Below are 18,245 nucleotides of genomic sequence, written 5' to 3'. Positions count from 1 at the left end.
CGTGCGCAGGCGGGTCCCACTTTGGCCTTTTTCCTCGCCGAGACGAGCGGAGTACGGTAGAGGCGCACAAGCGCCATTTACGGGCACTAGGGCGCCGTTGATCCGTAGGCTCATCGAGGGATATCCGTTTCTATGGCAACCTGCACCAGCCGGTCGAACAGCCTCGCACCCCCCTCTCACGCGCACAGAAACATGGTGTTGTGCGCTGCGCTATTCGCACTCTTAACGGGACTGGCGGACACGGGATTTAACCTCGTCCGTCCGGCACTTGCCGGAGGTAGCGCGGGTGAGCAACCTAAGGCGGCGGCACTCTCCCCGCAGTTCGCCGATGGAACGGTGAAGGGCCAGTACGGCGATTGGCAGTACGTCTGCAAGCCGCCGCCACCCGGCGCCAAGAACGAGGTGTGCGCACTGGTTCAGAGCGTCACCGCCGAGGACCGCAAGAATGTCGGCCTCACCATCTACTTCCAGAAGTTCTCGAACGGCACGAAGGTGCTGCGCGTGTTCGCGCCTGTCGGCATCCTTCTTCCGCCCGGCGTGGGGTTGAAGGTGGACGGCGTGGACATCGGCCACGCCCCCTTCCTGCGCTGTCACACCTTCGCCTGCTACGCGCAGGTCACCGTCGAGGACAAGCTCATCCAGCAGCTCTCTACGGGCAAAACCGCAATTTTTATCATCTTCCAGACGGAAGAGGCGGGCATCGGCATCCCGATCTCGCTTGCGGGATTCGCAGATGGCCTCTCGGCGCTGAACTGAACGCGCAACGAAAAGGCCCCCGCATCTCTCGCCCGTTCAGGGCGGTGATGCAGGGGCCTTTGTTCTGTGAAACCGCTCGGGAAACCCGGTTCCGGCCCTAAGCCACGCGGCGCTGCTTGCCCGCCGAATCCGGCTTGGAAACGGTGATGCTGTTGTCCTTGCCCGTGCCGTTGAAGCTGATGTAATCGCGCTCGGCGCGCACGGCCGGGCGAACGGCATAGGCCTTCGCCCAGGGGAAGGCGTGCGACCACGTTTCGCCGATCTTCCTTGAGCTCTCGGTATACTGCTCGGCAGCCGTGCGCCAGAAGGCCAGTTGCTCGTTGATAACGTCCTGCGGCGTGCGGCAGTGGGCCAAACGCGTTGGAACTTGCATGTAGGCCTGGGTCCGCCGATTGAGCAGTCCCATCACCTCGAGCTGGCAGCACGCGGCAGCCTTGAGCGGTGCCGTGGCTTGCGCCGTCAGCGCCTGAGCATCGAAGCCCGAGGCGACGCCATCCGTCGACGGTGCGCGCGGGCTGAAGCTATCGATTGCGGAAAAATAGGATTGAAAAATTGCACCGAACGGACCGAAGGCGTTCGGATCAAAGCCCGCTTGCGTACCCATCGCCTCAACTCCCTAAACATGGGTCCGGCTACATGGCCGAAACCTCTTGATCACACGTTTTTAAAACTAGGCAGGACTGTTCTCGAATGCAAATGATCAAGATCAAATGGGCATGGACAAGACAATAACGAAATGTTGATAAGATTCGCATCGTTTCAACTCGCGATCCGACAGCATTGATCCCGATGTTATTTTCCGTTTTGCTACCGAACGAGCCGTCATGAGTCCGTGACCTCGGCCCGCTATGGGACACCCGGTCACGAACAAGGGGGTTCCATTGATGACGCGCACCGCGCTCCCGCCGTCTGTCGCCTTCGAAGCAGCCGAGAACGAGGGGTCGAACCCCAGCCACGGCCCGACCATCGGCGACCTCATCGCAACACGCCTCTCTCGCCGTGATCTCGTAAAGGGACTGGCTGCGGTTTCCGTCGCCGCCGAAGCTCTCTGGCCGAAAGCTCTTGCCGCGGCCCCCGCCTCCGGTGAGGAAAAAGGCACAGCCTCCCGTTTCGATTTCGTCGAGCTGCCCATCGCCCCCGGTTCCAAGACCCATCACGTCGCCGAGGGCTACGACGCCGACATCCTGATCCGCTGGGGTGACGCCGTTCTCCCGGACGCCCCGGAGTTCGCACCCGGCAAGCCCGACGCAGCCGCCCAGGAGAAGCAGTTCGGCTACAACAACGACTTCCTGGGCTTCATTCCGCTGGAGGGCCGCTCGGACCACGGGCTGCTCGTCGTCAATCACGAGTACACGAACGGCGAGCTGATGGTGCCCGGCCTCGCCCCCCGCAGCGACAAGGACTCGCAGTTCAGCGGCGTCACGCGCGAGATCGTGGATACCGAGATGATGGCGCACGGCGGCTCGGTGATCGAGATCCGCCGCGAAGGCGGCAAGTGGTCGGTCGTGCCCGGCTCCCGTTATGCCCGCCGCATCACCGCCGAAACCGAGATGGCGGTCTCCGGCCCCGCGGCGGGGCACGCGCGCATGAAAACAACGGCAGATCCCACCGGCACCCGCATCAAGGGCATGTTGAACAACTGTGCCGGCGGCGTGACGCCCTGGGGCACGTGGCTCACCTGCGAGGAGAACTTCAACGGCTACTTCTGGGGCAAAGCCGCCGCCGAGCCCGTGACGAAGGAGGCCCGTGCTCTCCGCCGCTACGGCGCACCCGGCGAGTGGTACCCCTGGGGCCGCTATCACGACCGCTTCGACACGCTGAAAGAGCCCAACGAGGCGAACCGCTTCGGATGGGTGGTCGAGATCGATCCGCTCGATCCCACGTCTGTGCCGGTGAAGCGCACGGCGCTCGGCCGCTTCAAACACGAGGGCGCGGGCAACATCGTCAACGGCGACGGCCGCTTCGTCGTCTATCAGGGCGACGACGAGCGCTTCGACTACGTCTATCGCTTCGTGACGGACGGCAAGGTGGACCTCGCAAACCGCGCGGCCAACAAGGATCTGCTCGACAAGGGCGTGCTCTCGGTCGCCCGCTTCAAGGCAGACGGCACCGGCGAATGGCTTCCCTTGATCCACGGCGCACCCAACAAGGACGGTCAAGTCTGGCTAAGCGCGCAAAACGGCTTCGAGGATCAGGGCGACGTTCTGATCCACACCCGCCTCGCAGCCGACATGCTGGGCGCCACCCGCATGGATCGCCCCGAGGACATCGAGGTCGATCCCAAGACCGGCAAGATCTACCTGATGCTGACCAACAACGCGAAGCGGAAGGCGGACCAGACGGACGCAGCCAACCCGCGTGCGGAGAACTTGTTCGGCCATATCATCGAGATCACGCCCGCGAACGGCGACCATGCGGCCCCGGCTTTCACGTGGGAGATCCTGCTCAAGTGCGGCTCGCCGGCCGTCGCTGAGGTCGGCGCCACCTTCAATCCCGCCACCACGGAGAACGGCTGGTTTGGCATGCCGGACAACTGCGCGATCGATTCGGAAGGGCGTCTCTGGGTCGCCACCGACGGCAACAGCACCAAGCGCACCGGCCGCGCCGACGGCATTTGGGCGATCGAGACCGACGGCGAGCGTCGCGCCACCTCCCGCTGCTTCTTCCAGGTACCGACGGGCGCGGAGATGTGCGGCCCGTGCTTCACCCCGGACCTCGAGACGTTCTTCGTCGCCGTTCAGCATCCCGGCGAGACCGAGGACGACGCGCCGCCCTCGACCTTCGACACGCCTTCAACGCGCTGGCCCGACTTCAAGGACGGCATCCCGCCGCGCCCCTCCGTCGTCGCCATCACCCGCAAGGGCGGCGGGAAAATCGCGGGATGAACGGACGCATGAAAAAAGGCACCCGGTCGTGAAAGACCGGGCGCCTCCTGAAAAATTTTGACAGCAGGCCGCCCCAATACCGGCCCGCCGGACACAATGAACTAAATTAGCCTGCCAGCTTCGCCTTGATGAAACCGAGCACGAGCGCGGTCAGCGCTCCGCTCACGCCGCCGGTGGCAAATCCGGTCACGATCGCATTGATGTCGAGGCCCGAGGCTGCGGCCGCCCCGCCGAGACCGAGAAGCGGACCGAGCAACTGCCCGCCAAGTCCTCCGCCCAGGGCGCCGGCGATCGTGTTGCCGAGTGTGCCAAGGGCGTCGTTCTTGGTTGCAGCGGCCGCGGCGTTGCCGCCGATTGCGCCACTGACGGCTTGGATGAGTAATGATGTAAGATCCATCGAAATCTCCCCAATAAAAATCGATCTGGCACTTGTTTGAAACCTAGATCGACACAGCAATTGTCAGCCTTCACTATGTTTCATTCAAACGCAAGCCGCCTTTGATCTGATATGGTTGACAATCCAGCCCCTATTGGCGGCATCCGGCTCTATCGTTACTGGCGCGAGACCAGGATCGCATCTCGCAGACGCGAAGCAGGCGCAATACCTTTGACTGATCAATAGCCTGGACAGCGATGGACGGGCGATGAGCATCACCCCCGCGCCGTCATCGGCGAAGCAGCAGCCGGGGAGCAAATTGAGCCTTGCAGTCCCGTCCCTTCGCGGTGCAAACATCCTCCAAAGCATTTTCCGATCTCATGGGCTCCTGCCCGTCGTAGAAAATGCGACACCAAAGGACCTTTCGGCTCCGATCGATCGCATCGGACGCCCGGGTGCCCGCCGAACCGGAATGAGGAGAGTCCCCTCGATGAACGTGCACGTCCTTCCGATGACCGCAGCGCCGATCGACGCCGTTCGCCACGACTGGACGAGAGCCGAGGCGCAGACCATCCACGACCTCCCGTTCAACGACCTCCTGTTCCGCGCCGCCACCGTCCAGCGCCTTCACTTCAATCCCAACAAGGTCCAGCTCGCCCGCCTGCTCTCCATCAAGACCGGCGGCTGCGCCGAGGACTGCGGCTATTGCAGCCAGTCCGCCCATCACGCCTCCGGCACCGGCCTGAAGGCTTCGAAGCTGATGGAGGTCGAGCGCGTCCTCAATGAGGCGAGGAAGGCCAAGGCCCAGGGCGCCACGCGCTACTGCATGGGCGCAGCCTGGCGCTCGCCGAAGAGCCGCGACATGGACTCGGTCGTCGCCATGGTGGAAGGCGTCAAGGCGCTCGGCATGGAAACCTGCATGACGCTCGGCATGCTCTCCGACGACGACGTCGTGAAACTCAAGGACGCCGGCCTCGACTACTACAATCACAACATCGATACGTCCGAGCGCTACTATTCCGAGATCATCAAGACGCGCACTTTCGCAGACCGCCTCGACACGCTGTCGCGCGTACGCGAAGCGGGTATCAAGGTCTGCTCCGGCGGCATCGTCGGCCTCGGCGAGACCATTGAGGATCGCATCGACATGCTGGTGACGCTCGCCAACCTCGAGCAGCACCCCGAGAGCGTGCCGATCAACATGCTGATCCCCATTCCGGGCACGCCGCTCGAGAACCGCAAGAAGGTCGACCCCATTGCTTTCGTGCGCATCATCGCGCTCGCCCGCATCATGATGCCGACCTCATTCGTGCGCCTTTCCGCCGGCCGCACCGAGATGAGCGAGGAGACGCAGGCGCTTTGCTTCTTTGCTGGCGCCAACTCGATCTTCTGCGGCGAGACGCTGCTCACCGCCGACAACCCCGGCGAGGACAAGGATCAGGCGCTGTTCAACAAGCTCGGCATCGAGCCGATGGCGCTCGACACCGACGCGGCCGCCGATGCGAGCATCGAGACGGCGCCCTCGGAGCACGCCGGCTGCGGCTGCTCTGGAACCTCCTCATGTCAGACAGCCACGAGCGCGCGCTAAAGGCGCTGGAACGTCGCGGCCGCCTGCGCGAGCTCAGCCCCCGCAGCGGCATCGACTTCTCGTCCAACGATTATCTCGGCCTTGCCACGTCGCCGGAGCTGACCGAGGCCGTCGCGCACGCGCTCGCGCGCGGTGTTGCCATCGGTGCGGGCGGCTCGCGCCTCCTGCGCGGCAACGATCCCGAGCATGAGGAGCTGGAGGCCGACGCGCAGGATTTCTTCGGCGCGGAAAGCTGCCTCTACTTCGGCGGCGGCTTCGTCGCCAACTACGCGCTCTTCTCGACGCTTCCCCAGCGCGGCGATCTCGTTGTCCACGACGAGCTCATCCATGCCAGCGTCATCGACGGGATGCGCGCGAGCAAAGCGGCGATTGCCTCGGCGCGCCACAACGATGCGCAGAGTTTCGAGGACGCCATCGCGGCCTGGCGCGCAGCGGGCGGCACCGGCCAGCCCTGGCTCGCGGTCGAAAGCCTCTACTCGATGGACGGCGACCGCGCTCCCCTCGGCGCGCTCATAGAGGTCGCACGCCGTCACGACGGCATGCTCGTCGTCGACGAGGCCCACGCCACGGGCGTGCTCGGCCCCGATGGACGCGGCCTTGCCCACGCGCTCGAAGGCGCACCCGATGTCGTCTCTCTGCATACCTGCGGAAAGGCTCTCGGCGTCAGCGGCGCATTGCTGCTCACCTCGCGCGGCCTGCGTGATTTTCTCGTCAACCGCGCCCGCCCCTTCATCTATGCGACCGCTCCCTCTCCGCTGATGGCGGCCGCCGTGCGCGCCTCTCTTCGCCTGGTTCGCGATGCGCCGGAGCGGCGGGAACGCCTCGCCAAGCTCGTCGATTTCGCAGGCCGGGCATTGAACGAGCGCTGTGGCATCGCGCCCTCCGGATCGCACATCCAGCCCGTTATCCTCGGCGCCGACGAGCGGGCCGTCTCGATTGCCCGCGCGCTCGTCGCGGAAGGCTTCGACGTCCGCGCCGTCCGCCCGCCGACCGTTCCCGAAGGCACCGCGCGCCTTCGCGTCTCCCTCACCCTCAACGCCGGCGAGGACGCCACCACGCGCCTCATCGATACGCTCGCCGCCATCCTTCAGCGGGTGCCCGCATGACCAACCCTCAGATTAGGAAGCCGATGCTTTCGCGCTCCGTCTCCGTAGAGCGCGAAACAGCTCGAAGGTTCGATACTTCCGACACACGCATCTGGATCCCGGCCTTCGCCGGGATGACGGAAGAAGGTGATCGTGCCGAGTGCCTCCCCGGAACGTCACCCCGACGGAGGTCGGGGTCCAGGCACGTTTCGAAGCGTCGCGTACGGTCGCTCAGATGCAGCGCGGAAAGCGCTTTGACATGACACAAGGCCTCATCGTCACCGGAACCGACACCGACGTCGGCAAGACTGTGTTCGCAGCCGCCCTCTCGGGCGCGCTCGGCGCATACTATTGGAAGCCCATTCAGTGCGGCCTCGCGGAAGGCGGAGACACCAGCCGCATCCGCGCGCTCTCCGGCCTCGCGCCTGATCACGTGCTGCCCGAGATCTACCGCCTGGAAATGGCCGCCTCCCCCCATCGCGCGGCCGAGGCGGAAGGCCTGGAGATCAGTATCGCGAAGCTGAAGCTCCCCGAGGCTCCCGGCCCCCTCGTCGTCGAAGGCGCGGGCGGCCTCATGGTGCCCGTCAACCGCCAGACGCTGCTGATCGACGTCTTCGCGTCCTGGCGCCTGCCCGTGGTGCTCGTGGCGCGCACCGCCCTCGGCACCATCAATCACACGCTCCTCTCGATCGAGGCGTTGAACGGCCGCAACATCCCGATCCTGGGCGTAGCCTTCGTCGGCGACGAGATGCCCGACACCGAGCAGACGATCGCCGAGATGGGCAACGTGCGCCGCCTCGGGCGCCTGCCTCACCTCGATACCCTGACCCGTGCGACTTTGAGCGACGCATTCGCGAGCCACTTCCGCGTCGAGGATTTCCGCTGATGGCGCGCTCCACCGTCTGGCATCCGTTCACGCAGCATGGCGCCGAGCCCAACGCGACGATGATCGCGCGCGGAGAGGGCGCCTGGCTCGAAACAGAGGATGGCCGGCGCATCCTCGATGGCATCTCGTCGTGGTGGGTCGTCACCCACGGCCATCGCCACCCGGCCATCGTCGCCGCCATCCACGAGCAGATCGACAAGCTCGATCAGGTGATCTTCGCGGGCTTCACCCACGCCCCTGCCGAGGAGCTTGCAAAAAAGGTGGTGGGACTGGCCCCCGCTGGTCTCGACCACGTCTTCTTCTCCGACAGCGGTTCAACTTCCATCGAAGTCGCGCTCAAGATGGCGCTCGGCTACTGGCGCAACATCGGACAGACGCGCACGCGCATCGCGGCCCTGGAGCACGGCTACCACGGCGACACCATCGGCACCATGTCGGCCGGCGCGCGCGGCGTCTTCAATGCCGCCTACGAGCCGCTGTTGTTCGATGTCGTGCGTATTCCTTTTCCCTATCCGGGACGCGAGCAGGAGACGCTGGACGCTCTCGACGCCGCCTGCCGCGAAGCCCCGCTCGCAGCCCTCATCGTCGAGCCCCTGATCCTGGGCGCAGGCGGCATGATGATGTACGGCGCGACGACTCTCCACGAGATGAAGCGCATCTGCGAGCGCCACGACGCGCTCTTCATCGCCGACGAGGTGATGACCGGATGGGGCCGCACCGGCACGCTGTTCGCCTGCGATCAGGCCGCGATCGCACCGGACATCATGTGCGTCGCCAAAGGTCTCACCGGCGGCAGCTTGCCGCTCGCCGCCACCCTCGCCTCGGCCCGCATTTTCGATGCCCACTATTCCGAGGACCGCTCGCGCACGCTGTTCCACTCGTCGAGCTTCACCGCCAATCCGGTCTGCTGCGCGGCAGCGCTCGCAAATCTACGCATTTGGGAAACCGAGCCCGTCCTCGAACGCGTCGCAGCACTCGGTGCGTTGCAGGAGCGCGCGCTCGGCGCGCTCAAGGCCAAGAGCGCGGGCTTCAAGAACCCGCGCCGCCTCGGCACCATCACGGCGGTAGACCTGGAGGTCGATGACAGCGGCTATCTGGCGTCGGTCGGCCCAGCGCTCCGCGCGCATTTCCTCGCGCGTGGCATCCTGCTCCGCCCGCTCGGCAACACCATCTACGTGATGCCGCCGTACTGCACGACCGAAGCCGACCTCGCCCTCACCTACGACGCGATCCGCGACGCCCCTAAGGCGCTGTCCCGAGGACCTTAACCCCGCTAATCAAGCCTTCCGCTTCAGCACGTAGGCGGTCTCCTCAAGGGAGGTCACGCCGCGGTCCTTGAGGTTCTGGCTCTGCTCGAGGCGATCCCGGCTGTCCGTGACGCGGATCTCGTGCGTCGCGCCGAACAGCGCCGAGACCTGCTCAGACGGCGTCGAGAACGGCGGGCCCGAGATCTGGCCGTCCGGATAGGCGAGCGACACGAGAAGAATGGACGCCGAAGCGGGCACCGCCTCCGCAAGTTTCTTGGCGTAGCGCTGCTGCAAGCTCGGCGGCAGGGCCACCAGCGCGGCACGGTCATAGACCGCCGCCACGTCGGAGAGCGCATCGGCCGGCATCTCGAACACGTCCCCGCACCAGATCGTGAACGGACCCGCCGTGCGCACAACGAACGGCCCCGTCGAACGCGTATCCGCTTCGAGCCCCTGCTCGCGGAAGAAGTCATCCACCGCCAGCGGCGAAAGCTCCGCGCCGATCACGCGGTGACCGTTGCCCGCAAGCCAAACCATGTCTTGGCTCTTCCCGCACAACGGCACGAAAACGGCCGATCCAGGTGCGAGGTTGAGCGACGGCCAGTTCCGCGGCAACAGATCGTTGCCCTCGGCCTGATGGAAGCCGATATCGCCTTTTTGCCAACGTTCGAGCCAGAAGTCGGGTGTCAGAGGCACCGTCCCTCCTCCTTTTGTCAGTGTCACCTTCGAGGAAACTCGTACCGGGGATCAGCTGCGATAATCTGCATTGATCGATACGTAGTCGTGCGTGAGATCGCACGTCCACACGTGAGACGTAGCCTTGCCCACGCCCACATCGATGCGAATGACGATCTCGCGCCCCTTCATATAGGACGCCGCAGTCGCTTCGTCATACTCCGCCGACCGCTCCCCGTCGCGCGCCACGCAGTGGTCGCCGAACCAGATGGAAAGCTTGTCGCGGTCGGCCGCCTCACCGGACTTGCCGACCGCCATCACCACCCGGCCCCAGTTCGGATCTTCGCCCGCGATCGCCGTCTTGAGGATCGGGGAGTTGGCACACGACAGCGCGATTTTCCGCGCGGCCTTCTCGCTCTCCGCCCCCTCCACGATGAAGGTGACGAACTTGGAGAGCCCCTCGCCGTCCTTCGCCACCTGGATCGCGAGATCCTGCATCAGATCGTGGAGCGCGGCCGAAAATTCCTTGAGCTTCTTCGAGCCCGCCTTCGTGATCGGCTCCTGCCCGCGCGCACTCGCGTCTCCCGTTGCGAAGATCAGGCACGTGTCGCTGGTGGAGGTGTCGCCGTCCACCGTCATCGCGTTGAAGGTCGTCTCGACATGCTCCGAGAGCAGCGCCTGCAGCGGCTTTGCGGCGATATGGGCGTCCGTGAAGATGAAGCACAGCATCGTCGCCATGTCGGGTGCGATCATTCCGGCACCCTTGCAGAAGCCGTTGAGGGTCACCTCGACATCCCCGATCAACGCCTTGCGCGTCGCCATTTTCGGATAGGTGTCCGTCGTCATGATCGCGCGCGCGGCCGCCTCGAAGGCATCGGGAGCCGCGTCCTTGACGAGCCCCTCGAGCAGATGCGCGAACTTCTCCGCCTCGAGCGGCTCGCCGATCACGCCTGTCGATGCCACGAACACCTCGTGGCGCGCGCAGTCGCCCGCCTTCGCAGCCGCGTCCACCGTGATCTCGACCGCTTCCTTGCCCTTCTTGCCGGTGAAAGCGTTCGCGTTGCCGGAGTTGACCACCAGCACGCGCGCCTCACCCTTCTTGAGATGCTTGCGGCAGGTGAGGACAGGCGCCGAGGCCGTCTTGGATTGGGTGAAAACGCCCGCGACGGCCGTGTCCTCCGCCAGGACGGCGACCATGAGATCGGTGCGGCCCTGATAGCGGATGCCAGCTTCCGCCGTGGAGAAGTGCACGCCGGCGATCGGATCGAGCCGGGGCAGTGTGGCAGGCGCGAAGGGCGAGGGAGGCATAGTCTTGGCCATGGAAGGAAACCCCAAACGAAATCTGCGGCAGGAGCGGGAGCGCCGCCCCCTGTTCGCCGCTCTTATAGATCAACGCGCGCCGGATATCCGCAGTCCAAAATAGAGACTGAGGACCCTAAAGCGGAATTTTTCGCTTGAGATGACAGGTATCAGTGTCCGCTCGAAGCCGAGAAGACGTTAACGACGATAACCCCGGCGATGATGAGGGAAAGGCCGATCAGGGCGGCGAGGTCCAGCTTCTGTCCGAACGCGACCCATCCGATGGCGGAGATCAGCACGATGCCGATTCCGGACCAGACCGCGTAGGCAACTCCCACAGGGATCGTCCGGAGCGCGAGCGAGAGGAAATAGAACGCCGCCCCATAGCCGATGGCCACGACGAGTGTGGGAAGAGGTTTGCTGAACCCCTCGGAAGCCTTGAGCGCGGAGGTCGCGATCACCTCCAGGACGATGGCAAGGGCCAAGGCGACGTGGCTCGACATTCTAGCCTTCCAAGCGCGAGCAAGACCCCGAAAAGGCGATGGCCGGGGCGCCCTGAGGCCCCGGCCTGAGCCAGCTTAGTTCTTCTTGTCTTCGGTCTTGTTTTCGTCCGGCTTCTTCTGGTCTTCCATCTTCTGGATCTGCTGATCCATCTGCTGCTCGAACATCTTCTTCTTGGCGGCGGCCAGCGCGGCCTCCTGCTCGACCTGCAGCTTGATCTCGCTGTCCACGTACTCGATGCTCGCCTTGCCGCGCAGATCCTGGGCCACCTGCTGGCCCTTCTGCTGCACCATGCTGTTGACGATCTGGCCCTTCACTTCCTCGAACGTGGGAAGGGGCTTCGTGCGGCGGTCCTCGATCTTGATGATGTGCCAGCCGAACTTGGTCTGCACCGGCTTCGACACCTCACCCTTGCGGAGCGCGAACGCGGCATCCTCGAACTCCTTCACCATCTGCCCCTTCGAGAAGTAGCCGAGCTTTCCGCCGTCGGCCTTGGAGCCGGGATCGTTCGAGTATTCTTCAGCCAGCTTGGCGAAATCCTCGCCCTTGCCGATCTTCTCGAGCACTTCCTTGGCCTTGTCCTCGCTATCGACCAGGATGTGGCGGGCTTCCACCTCGTCTTCCGCGGGGATCATCTTGACCTTGTCGTCGTAGATGCCCTTGACCAGACCGTCGCTGATCGCGCCCTTGATGGACTTCTCGTAGAAGGCGTCGCGCTTCGCACGCGTATTCCAATAGGCAAGGCGCTTCTCGTAGTCCGCCCCGCTCGTCAACTTCTCGCCCTCGGCCGCGTCGGCGAAAAGTTGCATCTCAATCAGGAATTCGAGCAGCAGGCGGCGGCGGTTTGCAGCCGGAAGATTGGCAACCTCCGGGCCCACCTCGGCTTCCGCCAGCGCGAGATCCGATTCACGGATCTCCTTGCCATTGAGCTTCGCGACGACGGCGTCATCGGCCAGAGCCGCCGTCGGCGCCAGAAGAGCCGGTCCGGACAACAACGCCGCGCCGGCGAGTGCAAGCGCGGCAAGACGGACAACGCGGGGCTGTTTCACGGGAATGGCTCCTGCCAGGTTCATGGCCTCGGGAAGCGCGCCGGGACAATGGGCGCGGCGCTCCAGCCGAGGCGGAGGGATGCGAGATCGCAAATTGGGCGCATCCATAGACCAGGGCTCGGCGAGATGCCAAGTTAACAATTGCAGATATTTGCCCGCATTTTTCCCAGAATCCGGCTTAGGGACACCCGAACGACGCTTCTAAGAGAATAACCTGCCACGCGTTGACATTTCCGGTCGGCAATCCTTATGTCTGCCCCCGTGTGGCCGATTGGCCGGACTGGCGCTCCCGCGGTTCTCCAGTTCTTGGTTATGGACCGCCTGACGTACCCGGGCGAGCGTGACGCTCGACCATCCGGACGCGCCGTGCGTTCCCGCCAAGTCCATGATTTTGAGGAATTATCTTGATGCTCTCTCTCGGCACGATCGCCTCGAAGATCTTCGGCTCATCCAACGAGCGGAGAATCAAGACCTTCCGCTCGCGGGTGGAGGCCATCAACGCCCTCGAGCCCGAAGTGTCCAAACTGACGGACAGCGAGCTGCGCGCCCGCACCGAAACTTTCCGTGAGCAGTACCGCAGCGGCACCTCCCTGGACGATCTTCTGGTCCCGGCGTTCGCCACCGTGCGCGAGGCAGCGAAGCGCACCCTCGGCCAGCGCCACTTCGACGTTCAGCTCATCGGCGGCATGGTGCTCCACGAAGGCAATATCGCCGAGATGAAGACGGGCGAAGGTAAGACGCTCGTCGCCACCCTCGCTGTGTATCTCAACGCACTTGCCGGCGAAGGCGTCCACGTCGTCACCGTCAACGACTACCTCGCCAAGCGCGACGCCGAGTGGATGGGCCAAGTCTACCGCTTCCTCGGCCTCACCGTGGACACCATCGTCCACGGCCTCGACGACGAGCAGCGCAAGGCCGCCTACGCCGCCGACGTCACCTACGCGACCAACAACGAGCTGGGCTTCGACTACCTCCGCGACAACATGAAGTTGCGCAAGGACGACATGGCCCAGCGCGGCCATGCCTTCGCCATCGTCGACGAGGTGGACAGCATTCTCATCGACGAGGCGCGGACGCCGCTCATCATTTCGGGTCCCCTGGAGGACCGCGCCGACCTTTACGTGGCCGTCGATAAGCTCATCCCCAAGCTCACCGCCGAGGACTACGAGCTCGACGAGAAGCAGCGCCAGGTTTCGCTCAACGAGCTCGGCAACGAGCGTATGGAGCAATTCCTCGCCGAGGCCGGTATGCTCAAGGGCTCGCTCTACGACATCGAGAACGTCTCGCTCGTCCATCACGTCAACCAGGCGCTCAAGGCGCACAAGCTGTTCCAGCGCGACAAGGACTACATCGTCAAGGCGGGCGAAGTGGTCATCATCGACGAGTTCACGGGCCGCATGATGCCCGGCCGCCGCTATTCGGAAGGCCTCCACCAGGCGCTCGAAGCCAAGGAGAACGTCGAGATCCAGCCCGAGAACCAGACGCTGGCCTCGATCACCTTCCAGAACTACTTCCGCCTCTACAAGAAGCTCGCCGGCATGACCGGCACCGCGCTGACGGAAGCGTCCGAGTTCATGGACATCTACGGGCTGGAGGTTGTCGAGATTCCGACCAACCTCAAGATCTCGCGTATCGACGAGGACGACGAGATCTACCGCACGCAGAAGGAAAAGCTCGCCGCCATCGTCACGACCATCGCGGACTGCGCGCGCCGCGGCCAGCCGATCCTCGTCGGCACCACCTCGATCGAGAAGTCGGAGCAGTTGTCCGAGCTGCTCAAGGACAAGACCTACATCATGAACCTGGGCCGCTCGCTGCTCTCGCAGGCCGAGAAGCTCAAGGAGGCGAAGGACGGCAAATCGAGCGCGGAATCGGATCTCAAGGCGTATTTCAACGACATCGGCGCCTATCTGATCGAGATTGGCTCGGCGAAGACCAAGGGCGACGCCATCGCGCATCAGGTTCTGAACGCTCGCTACCACGAGCAGGAAGCCGGCATCATCGCCCAGGCGGGCGTCCCGGGCGCCGTGACGATCGCAACCAACATGGCCGGCCGCGGCACGGACATCCAGCTCGGCGGCAATGCGGAGTATCAGGTACGCGACTGGGTCGCCGAGGAAACGGCTGCGGGACGCACGCCCTCCGAGGACGAGATCGCGAAGAAGCGGGCCGAGATCTTGGCCGCAATCGAGGGGCGCAAGAAGACGGCCCTCGAAGCCGGCGGCCTCTACGTGATCGGCACCGAGCGCCACGAAAGCCGCCGCATCGACAACCAGCTTCGCGGCCGCTCTGGCCGTCAGGGCGACCCGGGCCGCTCGAAATTCTATCTCGCGCTCGACGACGACCTGATGCGCATCTTCGGCTCCGACCGCATGGACAGCGTGCTGAAGACGCTCGGTCTCCAGGAGGGTGAGGCGATCACCCATCCGTGGATGAACAAGAGCCTCGAGATGGCGCAGAAGAAGGTCGAGGCCCGCAACTTCGACATCCGCAAGCAGATCCTGAAGTACGACGACGTGATGAACGACCAGCGCAAGGTCATTTTCGACCAGCGCAAGGACATCATGGCCGAGGACGACGTGTCCGAGACGGTGAAGGATCTGCGCCATCAGGTGGTGAACGATCTCGTCAGCCGCTTCATCCCCGAGCGCGCCTACGCCGAGCAGTGGAACATGACGGAGCTGAAGGAGGCCATGCTGGCCATCTTCGGTCTCGATCTGCCGCTCCAGGAGTGGGGCGCGGAGGAAGGCATCGCCGACCAGGAGATCCTGGAGCGTCTGATCGCGGCCGTGGACGAGAAGGCCGCGAAGAAGGCCGCCGACATTGGCCCGCCCACTTACCGGCAGATCGAGAAGATGGTTCTCCTGCAGACCCTCGATCACCTCTGGCGCGAGCATCTCGTGACGCTCGAGCACCTGCGTCAGGTCATCGGCTTCCGCGCCTACGGCCAGCGCGATCCGCTGAACGAGTACAAGAGCGAGGCCTTCGTGCTGTTCGAGAGCATGCTGGCACGCCTGCGCGAAGCAACGACCGGCCAGTTGATGCACGTGGAGCTCGCCCCTCCGGGCGAAGCCAACCCCGAGCTCGAGGAGCGTGAGCTTCCCGAGATGCACGCACACCACCTCGACCCCACCACTGGCGTCGACGAGATGTCCGAAGAGTTGGCGATGGTCGACGCAGCCATCGCAGCGCGGGGACGGGGCAGCCGCACGCCCGAGAAGCGGGCCCCCCTGCAAACCCGCAAGGCCGCAGGCGCCGTGGATCCCTCCGAGCCCGCAACCTGGGGCAAGATCTCGCGCAATGCGCCCTGCCCGTGCGGCTCCGGCAAGAAGTACAAGCACTGCCACGGCAAATACGAATAGCCGCCGGCCCACACGAGCTTTCCGGGAAGACACGAGGCCCGTCCTGACACGCGTCAGGGCGGGCCTCGTCCTTTGGGGATGCGTAAAACCCTTCGCGCCCCGAGCGGCGAAGGCGGCCGCCTCGGCTTTACTTGCCCGTCCCGAAGACTGCGCCTGCTCCAATTTTCGAGCGGAGACGGTCCGAAAAACAATCCGTTCGCTACCGGCGGATACTCCCGGTATGTCGCGCAAGCAAAAATGCGGAAAAACGAATTATTAATTATAATCGAAGCATGGTTTTCGGCGAATTATCACGAGGTAACAAATAGTAAACCAGGAATTACATAGGGATATACTTCACATAACTTGGAAAATTGCAAGTTTTAGTCTTTAGATTAGCAAGTTAGTAGGATTTGTTTATCTAGACATCTATCGCTTTTACATCGCTTTAACGACCCAAGCGTACCTTGTCCCTAGTTCAGACGCGCCGGGCAGCACCGCGCAACGAACTATAAGAATTGAAGTCGACATTGGGAGTTTTGAGTCATGACCAACATTTTCTCGCGTTTCCTGAAGGATGAGTCTGGCGCCACCGCGATCGAGTACGGCCTGATCGCTGGCATCATCAGCGTCGGCATTATCTCGACCCTTGGCCCGCTTGCCGACGCACTCAACGGCGTGTTCGGCAAGATCACGGATGACCTCCCCTCCAACTAAGCCGCGAACGGGATTGGCTTCAAGACACTCAATCCCACAAGGACCATCTGAGGAAACCCTCGGATGGTCCTTCGCTTTTCCGCAGCTTTGCATCTCCGTGAGGCCCGAGAAATGCGTCGCCTGCACACGCCATTAATCTTCGTGAGATAGGATTGAAGAGTGAGCCGAGAGGCACTCGTTGTGTCGGAAGCAGGCATGAAAATTCTTCTCAAGAAATTCTGGACGGACGACCGGGGCGCTACCGCGATCGAGTACGCGCTGATTGCAGGTGTAGTGTCGGTCGGCATCGTCGCCAGCCTCCACGAGATGGCTCCCTTGATAAATGCCCAGTACGAGAATATTAGCGACGCATTCGATCAGGGCCAATAGCGTCAAATCGCTTTTCGGATAGAGGAAACGCCCGTGTTCGAGTACGCGTTGCTCATGGTATTTCCGGCGCTTCTCGCGTTCGGCGGCGCCTACGATCTTTTGACGATGACGATCCCCAATCGCGTCTCGATGGCGCTCGTCGGCTTGTTCCTGGTTGTAGCGATGATCGCGGGTCTCTCTATCGAGCAGATTCTCTCTCACTTCGCGGCCGGTCTGCTCGTTCTCGCAGCCGGTATCGCCCTGTTCGCCATCGGCGGCTTCGGCGGCGGCGACGCCAAGCTCCTGGCCGCGGCGGCACTGTGGATCGGCTTCGAGCAGCTCCTGCCGTTCTTGGTCTACGTCACCTTCTTCGGTGGCCTTCTCGCCTTCGCCATCCTGTTCTATCGGCGTCTCCCGCTCCTCGGGGTCTATGCGCCGGAATGGGCCATCAAGCTCCACAAGCAAGGCGGCGGCATCCCTTACGGAATTGCCATTGCCAGCTCGGCACTTCTGGTCTGCCCGAAGACGGCCCTTTTTATAGCATCAGCCGTCTGATCATCGTCCAAAACGGAACAGACATTAACGCCGCGTTGACGTTTGTCCTTCAAACTTTGGCTTCTAGGCACAAGGTTCGGCCATAAGGCCGTATGGGACAACGCGCGCAATGAAACGGCCCCAGCTCATTGGACTTGCCATCGCGGCGACTGCTGGCCTCATGGCATTCATGATGGTGCGCGGCCTCGTGAGCAAGCCGCCCGTCCAGAAGACCGTTGAGGTCAAGGTGAAGTCGAGCGACGTCCTCGTCGCGCGCACCGACATCGGTCTCGGCCAGATCACCAACGACAGCCTGTTCCGCTGGCAATCCTGGCCCGAGGAGACCGTAACGGCGGGCTTCATCACCCGCACCGCGCAGCCGGATGCCATGACGCAGCTTGCAGGCTCGATTGCCCGCGCGCCCATCATGGCCGGCGAGCCCATCACGCAGCAGAAGCTCGTCAAGGCCGGCCAGGGCGGCGTTCTCGCCGCCATCCTGCCCGCGGGCATGCGCGCGATCTCGACGCGCATCAAGGAGGAGACGGCCGTCGGCAATCTCATCCTCCCCAATGATCGCGTGGACGTCATCCTGATTCGCCGCTTGAGGGGCAGATCTGGCCAAGAGGAGTATGTGAGCGACCTCCTGTTCGGCAACGTCCGCGTACTCGCCATCGGCCAGCAGATCGAGACCAAGGAAGGCAAGAAGACAGCCGACGGAGCTGCCACGACGGCAACTCTCGAGCTGACGGCCCGCCAGGCCGAGCTTCTCGCCCTCGGAAACTCCATGGGCGACATCAGTCTCTCGCTGCGTTCGATTGCCGATCTCGATGTCAACCAAGGCCCGACTGCGGGCATCGACCCATCGGTCAAAGAGAGCACTGCAATTCGCGTCCTGCGTTATGGAACTGCATCGCGTTCGTACGGCGTAAACTGAGCACTTCTCGAGTTTTAGTCCGTC

At 63.6% G+C, this 18,245-nt stretch carries 17 protein-coding genes; 11 read left to right on the top strand and 6 right to left on the bottom strand.

The features are described 5' to 3' along the window. The first annotated feature begins 132 nt into the window (after positions 1-132). On the top strand, positions 133-756 hold the full coding sequence (locus PE058_RS06015) for an invasion associated locus B family protein (protein ID WP_271030125.1): 624 nt from the start codon (positions 133-135) through the stop codon (positions 754-756). A gap of 97 nt (positions 757-853) precedes the next feature. On the opposite strand, the gene PE058_RS06010 is transcribed toward PE058_RS06015, so the two are convergent. Further along, complete coding sequence (locus tag PE058_RS06010) at positions 854-1,360, bottom strand: phasin family protein (RefSeq protein WP_271030124.1); 507 nt, start codon at positions 1,358-1,360, stop codon at positions 854-856. Between the two features lie 280 nt (positions 1,361-1,640). Here PE058_RS06010 and PE058_RS06005 point away from each other — a divergent pair, with 280 nt between their 5' ends. Then, the gene (locus PE058_RS06005; protein WP_271030123.1) at positions 1,641-3,641 is read left to right on the top strand and encodes a PhoX family protein; all 2,001 of its coding nucleotides are present in this window, start codon (positions 1,641-1,643) and stop codon (positions 3,639-3,641) included. Between the two features lie 106 nt (positions 3,642-3,747). Here PE058_RS06005 and PE058_RS06000 read toward each other — a convergent pair whose 3' ends face one another. After that, complete coding sequence (locus tag PE058_RS06000; RefSeq protein WP_020084465.1) at positions 3,748-4,038, bottom strand: hypothetical protein; 291 nt, start codon at positions 4,036-4,038, stop codon at positions 3,748-3,750. 469 nt (positions 4,039-4,507) lie between these two features. Between PE058_RS06000 and bioB the strand changes: the two genes are divergently transcribed. From bioB to PE058_RS05980, 4 genes are all read left to right on the top strand, one after another. Continuing rightward, positions 4,508-5,605, top strand: coding sequence for a biotin synthase BioB (gene bioB / locus PE058_RS05995; protein ID WP_271030122.1), 1,098 nt, complete (start codon positions 4,508-4,510; stop codon positions 5,603-5,605). After that, positions 5,578-6,711, top strand: coding sequence for an 8-amino-7-oxononanoate synthase (locus tag PE058_RS05990; protein ID WP_271030121.1), 1,134 nt, complete (start codon positions 5,578-5,580; stop codon positions 6,709-6,711). Before bioB ends, PE058_RS05990 begins: the two co-directional genes overlap by 28 nt. 238 nt (positions 6,712-6,949) lie before the next feature. Beyond that, on the top strand, positions 6,950-7,576 hold the full coding sequence (bioD, locus tag PE058_RS05985) for a dethiobiotin synthase (RefSeq protein WP_271030120.1): 627 nt from the start codon (positions 6,950-6,952) through the stop codon (positions 7,574-7,576). Next, positions 7,576-8,844 (top strand): adenosylmethionine--8-amino-7-oxononanoate transaminase, encoded by a 1,269-nt coding sequence (locus tag PE058_RS05980; RefSeq protein ID WP_271030119.1) that lies wholly within the window; start codon positions 7,576-7,578, stop codon positions 8,842-8,844. Before bioD ends, PE058_RS05980 begins: the two co-directional genes overlap by 1 nt. Positions 8,845-8,853: 9 nt before the next feature. Here the strand turns inward: PE058_RS05980 and PE058_RS05975 are convergent, their stop codons facing one another. From PE058_RS05975 to PE058_RS05960, 4 genes are all read right to left on the bottom strand, one after another. Then, on the bottom strand, positions 8,854-9,519 hold the full coding sequence (locus PE058_RS05975) for a thiopurine S-methyltransferase (RefSeq protein WP_020084460.1): 666 nt from the start codon (positions 9,517-9,519) through the stop codon (positions 8,854-8,856). Positions 9,520-9,570: 51 nt separating this feature from the next. After that, positions 9,571-10,818 (bottom strand): bifunctional glutamate N-acetyltransferase/amino-acid acetyltransferase ArgJ, encoded by a 1,248-nt coding sequence (gene argJ, locus PE058_RS05970; RefSeq protein WP_020084459.1) that lies wholly within the window; start codon positions 10,816-10,818, stop codon positions 9,571-9,573. Between the two features lie 149 nt (positions 10,819-10,967). Then, positions 10,968-11,300 carry a DMT family transporter gene (locus PE058_RS05965; RefSeq protein ID WP_020084458.1) on the bottom strand — a complete coding sequence of 111 codons (333 nt, stop codon included), beginning with the start codon at positions 11,298-11,300 and terminating at the stop codon, positions 10,968-10,970. A gap of 75 nt (positions 11,301-11,375) precedes the next feature. After that, positions 11,376-12,347: a peptidylprolyl isomerase gene (locus tag PE058_RS05960; protein WP_271030118.1), complete on the bottom strand. Its 972-nt coding sequence runs from the start codon at positions 12,345-12,347 to the stop codon at positions 11,376-11,378. A 407-nt stretch (positions 12,348-12,754) separates the two neighbouring features. Between PE058_RS05960 and secA the strand changes: the two genes are divergently transcribed. From secA to cpaB, 5 genes are all read left to right on the top strand, one after another. Then, positions 12,755-15,709, top strand: coding sequence for a preprotein translocase subunit SecA (secA, locus tag PE058_RS05955; protein ID WP_020084456.1), 2,955 nt, complete (start codon positions 12,755-12,757; stop codon positions 15,707-15,709). Positions 15,710-16,234: 525 nt separating this feature from the next. After that, the gene (locus PE058_RS05950) at positions 16,235-16,405 is read left to right on the top strand and encodes a Flp family type IVb pilin (protein ID WP_020084455.1); all 171 of its coding nucleotides are present in this window, start codon (positions 16,235-16,237) and stop codon (positions 16,403-16,405) included. A 159-nt stretch (positions 16,406-16,564) separates the two neighbouring features. Beyond that, a complete protein-coding gene (locus PE058_RS05945; RefSeq protein WP_271030117.1) occupies positions 16,565-16,774 on the top strand; it encodes a Flp family type IVb pilin in 210 nt (69 codons plus the stop codon). 33 nt (positions 16,775-16,807) lie between these two features. Further along, complete coding sequence (locus tag PE058_RS05940; RefSeq protein ID WP_271030116.1) at positions 16,808-17,308, top strand: A24 family peptidase; 501 nt, start codon at positions 16,808-16,810, stop codon at positions 17,306-17,308. 109 nt (positions 17,309-17,417) lie between these two features. Continuing rightward, on the top strand, positions 17,418-18,221 hold the full coding sequence (cpaB, locus tag PE058_RS05935; RefSeq protein ID WP_020084452.1) for a Flp pilus assembly protein CpaB: 804 nt from the start codon (positions 17,418-17,420) through the stop codon (positions 18,219-18,221). The last annotated feature ends 24 nt before the right edge of the window (positions 18,222-18,245 follow it).

The organism is Hyphomicrobium sp. DMF-1, from assembly GCF_027886585.1.
Taxonomy (GTDB): Bacteria; Pseudomonadota; Alphaproteobacteria; order Rhizobiales; family Hyphomicrobiaceae; genus Hyphomicrobium_C; species Hyphomicrobium_C zavarzinii.
This window is presented reverse-complemented; position numbering and strand designations above follow the sequence as displayed.

What these genes read in the sequence shown, in the direction of transcription:
- PE058_RS05980 (WP_271030119.1), top strand. Translation starts at nt 7,576, where the DNA reads ATGGCGCGCTCCACCGTCTGGCATCCGTTCACGCAGCATGGCGCCGAG.
- PE058_RS06010 (WP_271030124.1), bottom strand. Translation starts at nt 1,360, where the DNA reads ATGGGTACGCAAGCGGGCTTTGATCCGAACGCCTTCGGTCCGTTCGGT.
- argJ (WP_020084459.1), bottom strand. Translation starts at nt 10,818, where the DNA reads ATGGCCAAGACTATGCCTCCCTCGCCCTTCGCGCCTGCCACACTGCCC.
- bioB (WP_271030122.1), top strand. Translation starts at nt 4,508, where the DNA reads ATGAACGTGCACGTCCTTCCGATGACCGCAGCGCCGATCGACGCCGTT.
- PE058_RS05965 (WP_020084458.1), bottom strand. Translation starts at nt 11,300, where the DNA reads ATGTCGAGCCACGTCGCCTTGGCCCTTGCCATCGTCCTGGAGGTGATC.
- PE058_RS06000 (WP_020084465.1), bottom strand. Translation starts at nt 4,038, where the DNA reads ATGGATCTTACATCATTACTCATCCAAGCCGTCAGTGGCGCAATCGGC.
- PE058_RS05950 (WP_020084455.1), top strand. Translation starts at nt 16,235, where the DNA reads ATGACCAACATTTTCTCGCGTTTCCTGAAGGATGAGTCTGGCGCCACC.
- PE058_RS06015 (WP_271030125.1), top strand. Translation starts at nt 133, where the DNA reads ATGGCAACCTGCACCAGCCGGTCGAACAGCCTCGCACCCCCCTCTCAC.
- cpaB (WP_020084452.1), top strand. Translation starts at nt 17,418, where the DNA reads ATGAAACGGCCCCAGCTCATTGGACTTGCCATCGCGGCGACTGCTGGC.
- PE058_RS05990 (WP_271030121.1), top strand. Translation starts at nt 5,578, where the DNA reads ATGTCAGACAGCCACGAGCGCGCGCTAAAGGCGCTGGAACGTCGCGGC.
- secA (WP_020084456.1), top strand. Translation starts at nt 12,755, where the DNA reads ATGCTCTCTCTCGGCACGATCGCCTCGAAGATCTTCGGCTCATCCAAC.
- bioD (WP_271030120.1), top strand. Translation starts at nt 6,950, where the DNA reads ATGACACAAGGCCTCATCGTCACCGGAACCGACACCGACGTCGGCAAG.
- PE058_RS06005 (WP_271030123.1), top strand. Translation starts at nt 1,641, where the DNA reads ATGACGCGCACCGCGCTCCCGCCGTCTGTCGCCTTCGAAGCAGCCGAG.